The following is a 4,994-nucleotide window of genomic DNA, read 5'->3' on the forward strand; positions in this document are numbered from 1 at the left end:
TTGCGGTCTCGGTTGTTCGCGCAGGAGTTGGTGGGGCGGGGGGCGGTGGCGTCGGTGTCGTTGCCGGTGGGGGAGGTGGCGGCGCGGCTGGGGCGGTTCGGTGGGGTGTTGTCGGTGGCGGGGGTGAATGGTCCGGGGTCGGTGACGGTGGCGGGTGAGGTGCCGGCTCTGGAGGAGTTGGTGGCGGGGCTGGAAGCGGAGGGTATCCGTGCGAAGGTGATCGGTTCGACGGTCGCTTCGCACTGTGCGCAGGTGGACCGGCTGCGGGAGCGGATTGTCGAGTTGCTGTCGTTCGTCAGGCCGCGGGCGGGGAGTGTGCCGTTGTATTCCACGGTGTCGGGGGAGGTGCTGGAAGGGCCGGAGCTGACGGCGGGGTACTGGTACGACAACTGCCGGCAGCCGGTGTCCTTCGAACCCGTGGTGCGGCGTCTGCTGGCCGAGGGCCACAGCACGTTCGTAGAGTGCAGTGCTCATCCGGTGTTGGTGTACGGGGTGGAGGAGACGGCGCAGGACGCGGGTGTGGAGGTGTGTGCGACGGGCACCCTGCGTCGTGGTGAGGGCGGTCTGGCGCGTTTGTACGCCTCGCTCGGCACTGCCTGGAGCCGCGGCGTCCCCGTCGACTGGACCACCCTCAACGAGGCCCGCGGCGCCGACGTGGCCACCGAGCTGCCGACCTACCCCTTCCAGCGGCAGCGTCACTGGCTCGACACCCCGGACTCCGCAGCCGCCGACGTGGCGGCCGCCGGACTCGGCGAGGCGGGGCATCCGCTGCTCGGAGCCGTGGTGCGGGTCGCCGAAGGGGACCAGTACGTGCTGACCGGGCGGCTGTCGCTGCAGAGCCACCCGTGGCTCGCCGACCACGGGGCCGACGGCGCCGTGCTGCTGCCCGGGACCGCCTTCCTCGAACTCGCCGTGCGCGCCGGGGACGAGGCGGGCTGCGACCACCTCGAGGAACTCACCCTCGAAACGCCTCTGCCGCTGCCCGAGCGCGGCGCGGTGCAGGTGCAGACCGTCGTGGCCGCCCCGGACGGCTCCGGCCGCCGCACCGTGAGCGTGTACGCCCGCCCCGCCGGCCACGCCGATGACGCCGACGCACCGTGGACGCGGCATGCCACCGGGTCCCTCGCGCTCGGTGCGGCCGGTACGGAGGAGGAACTGACGCAGTGGCCTCCGCCGGGTGCCGAGTCCGTGGACCTGGACGGGTTCTACGACTCCGCAGCGGCCGTCGGCTACGCCTACGGGCCCGCTTTCCAGGGACTCAGAGCCGCCTGGCGGCAGCGCACGACCGTATGGGCCGAAGTGGCCCTCGCGCCCGAACAGGCCTCCCAGGCAGGCGCGTTCGGCCTCCACCCGGCACTGCTCGACGCCGCGCTGCACGCCGAGCAACTGCTGCGCGCGGCCAAGGGCGAGGAGCCGGGCGTACGACTGCCGTTCGTGTGGAGCGGAGTGTCCCTGCACGCCACCGGCGCCGCCGCCCTGCGCATCCGCATGACCTCGCTCGGCACGGACACGGTGTCGCTGACCGCGGCCGACGGTCGGGGCCGGGTCGTGGCGCACGCCGACTCGCTCGTCCTGCGGCCGGTCGCCGCCGGCCGACTGGGCGGCACGCAGCGGGACGGGCTGCACGTCGTCGAGTGGACCTCCCCGCCGACGCGGCCCGCCTCGAACGCCGACGACCAAGTACGGCTCGGCGGCGCGGACTTCGCCGACCTCGAAGCGCTGCGGGCCGCCCTGGACGGTGGGCTCGCCGTGCCGTCGACCGTCGTCGTCGCCCTTGAGCCGGCCGCGAGCGAGACCGTGTCGGCGGAGACCGCCCGTCGAGCCACCGCCGACCTGCTCGCTCTGGTCCGAGACTGGCTCGCCGACGAGCGGTTCGCGCTGTCCCGGCTGGCCGTCGTCACACGCGGCGCCGTGTCCGTCCGCGAGGGAGAGGACCTCACCGACCTCGTCCACGCGCCGGTCTGGGGCCTGATCCGTTCCGCGCAGGCCGAGAACCAGGACCGCTTCGTCCTCGTCGACCTCGACCCGTGGGAAGACCGGGCCGACGACCTGGCCGTTGCCCTCGCGACGGGGGAGTCCCAGGTCGCCGTACGCGACGGGACGCTGCTCACGCCGCACCTGGTGCGCTCCACCGCCGCCCGCTCGGGCGAACCCGTGTGGCGCACCGACGGGACGGTTCTGGTCACCGGTGGGACCGGGGCGCTGGGTGCGCTGGTGGCGCGGCATCTGGCGGGTGAGCACGGTGTGAAGCGTCTGGTGCTGACGAGCCGGCGGGGTGCGGAGGCTCCGGGTGCGGCTGAACTCGTCGGGGAGCTGCGTGCGTTGGGTGCGGAGTCGGTGGAGGTGGTGGCGTGTGATGTGGCCGATCGGGAGGCGGTGGCGGCGTTGTTGGGGTCGTTGCCGGGCCGGTTGTGCGGGGTTGTGCATTGTGCGGGTGTGCTGGACGACGGTCTGGTGGGGTCGCTGACCGGGGAGCGGCTGGATGCGGTGATGCGGCCGAAGGCGGATGCGGCCTGGCATCTGCACGAGCTGACCCGCGACGCCGACCTGGACGCCTTCGTGCTCTTCTCCTCCGTCGCGGGTGTGTTCGGCAATCCGGGACAGGGCAACTACGCCGCCGCCAACGCCTTCCTCGACGCCCTCGCCCACCGCAGGACCGCCGAGGGACTCCCCGCCACCTCGCTCGCCTGGGGACTGTGGGAGCAGTCCAGCGGCATGCTGGCCCACCTCGGCGACGGCGACCTCGGCTGGATGACCCGTGCCGGCATCCTCCCCCTCGCCGACGACCACGGGCTCGCCCTCATGGACACCGCCCTGCGCACCCCCGGCCGCGCCCTGTTCGTACCGGCCCGCCTGGATCTCGCCACCCTGCGCGGCCGTGCCGCCTCCGGACTGCTGCCCGGCCTGTTCCGGGGGCTGGTCCGGGTTCCGGCGCGGCGCACCGTGCAGACCGGTGCCGACGCCGGCACCGGCACCCTCACCCGGCGCCTCGCAGCCCTCGCCTCCGCCGAGCGCGAGCACGAACTGCTCGACATCGTGCGCGCGGCCGTGGCCACCGTCCTCGGACACGCCGACCCGGGCGCGATCCGCCCCGACAAGGCGTTCAAGGAACTCGGCTTCGACTCCCTCACCGCCGTCGAACTGCGCAACCAGCTCGCCGCCGCCACCGGCGTACGGCTCCCCGCCACCCTGGTCTTCGACCACCCGACGGTGGCCGCGGCGGCCGGGTTCCTGCTCACCGCGCTCGTCCCCGACGACCACGCCGAGCAGACCGCGGCCACGCCGGCCGAACCCGTCCTGGCGCACACCGGTGCCGACGAGCCCATCGCGGTCGTCGGCATGGCCTGCCGTTACCCGGGTGGCGTCACCTCGCCGGAGGACCTGTGGGACCTCGTGCACGAGGGCCGCGACGCCATCACCGAGTTCCCCACCGACCGCGGCTGGGACCTCGAAACCCTCTTCGACAGCGATCCCGAACGCCTCCGCACCAGCTACGCCCGCGAAGGCGGATTCCTCTACGACGCCGGCGACTTCGACGCCGAACTGTTCGGCATCTCACCGCGCGAGGCGCTCGCCATGGACCCGCAGCAGCGGCTCCTGCTGGAGGCCGCCTGGGAGGTCTTCGAACGCGCCGGGATCGACCTCGACAGCGTGCGGGGCAGCCGCACCGGAATCTTCGCCGGCGCCATGCACCACGACTACGCGTTCCGCGTCGAGGAGCACCCCGAGCGCGTCGAGGGCTACGGGCTCACCGGTACCCAGGGCAGCGTCGTCTCCGGCCGCGTCGCCTACACCTTCGGCCTGGAGGGCCCCGCCGTCACCGTCGACACCGCCTGCTCCTCCTCCCTCGTCGCCATCCACATGGCCGCCCAGTCCCTGCGCTCCGGCGAGTGCGGCATGGCCCTCGCCGGCGGAGTCGCCGTCATGGCGACGCCCAGTGTGTTCATCGAGTTCAGCCGCCAGCGCGGCATGGCCGCGGACGGCCGCTGCAAGTCCTTCTCCGCCTCGGCGGACGGCACGGGCTGGTCGGAGGGCGTGGGCGTACTGCTCCTGGAACGCCTGTCGGACGCGCGGCGCAACGGCCACCGGGTGCTGGCCGTGATCCGCGGTACGGCGGTCAACCAGGACGGCGCCTCCAACGGCCTGACCGCCCCGAACGGGCCCTCCCAGCAGCGGGTGATCCGGCAGGCCCTGGCCAACGCCCGGCTCAGCCCCGCCGACGTGGACGCGGTCGAGGCGCACGGCACCGGCACCACCCTGGGCGATCCGATCGAGGCACATGCCCTGATCTCGACGTACGGCCAGGAGCGGCCCGAGGACCGGCCGCTGTGGCTGGGCTCCCTGAAGTCGAACATCGGCCACGCGCAGGCCGCGGCGGGTGTGGCGGGTGTGATCAAGATGGTGATGGCGATGCGGCATGGTGTGTTGCCGCGGACGTTGCATGTGGGGGAGCCGTCGCCGCATGTGGACTGGTCGGCGGGTGGGGTGGAGTTGCTGACGGAGGCGGTGCCTTGGCCGGGGGTGGGGCGTCCGCGGCGGGCGGGTGTGTCGTCGTTCGGGATCAGCGGGACGAACGCGCACGTGATCGTGGAGCAGGTCCCGGAGGAGTCTCCTGCGGTGGAGGCGGCGCCGGTCGCGGGTGGTCTGGTGCCGTGGGTGGTGTCGGCGCGTTCGGAGGCGGCACTGCGTGCGCAGGCGGGCGGTCTGCGGGCGTATGCGGGGGCGGCGGATGTGTCGCCGGTGGATGTCGGGGCTGCTTTGGTGCGGTCGCGGGCTGCGTTGGAGCAGCGGGCGGTGGTGCTGGCCTCGGGTTCCGAGGGGTTCCGTGCTGGGTTGGATGCGCTGGCGGGGGGTGTGCCGGCGGCTGGTGTGGTGCGCGGTTCGGTGGTCTCCGGTGGCCGGGTGGCGTTGTTGTTCTCGGGGCAGGGGGCGCAGCGGGCGGGGATGGGTCGGGAGTTGTACGGGGCGTATCCGGTGTTTGCGGCGGCGTTCGA

1 protein-coding gene is annotated in these 4,994 nt (G+C 73.4%); it reads left to right on the top strand.

The genetic code is table 11. The features are described from left to right. Positions 1-54: 54 nt before the first annotated feature. Positions 55-4,994 (top strand): SDR family NAD(P)-dependent oxidoreductase (locus AB0G63_RS38850; RefSeq protein ID WP_360760549.1); only part of this gene is annotated, 4,940 nt, incomplete at its 3' end.

Origin of the sequence: Streptomyces sp. NPDC020996 (assembly GCF_040641355.1) — a bacterium.
Lineage (GTDB): Bacteria > Actinomycetota > Actinomycetes > Streptomycetales > Streptomycetaceae > Streptomyces.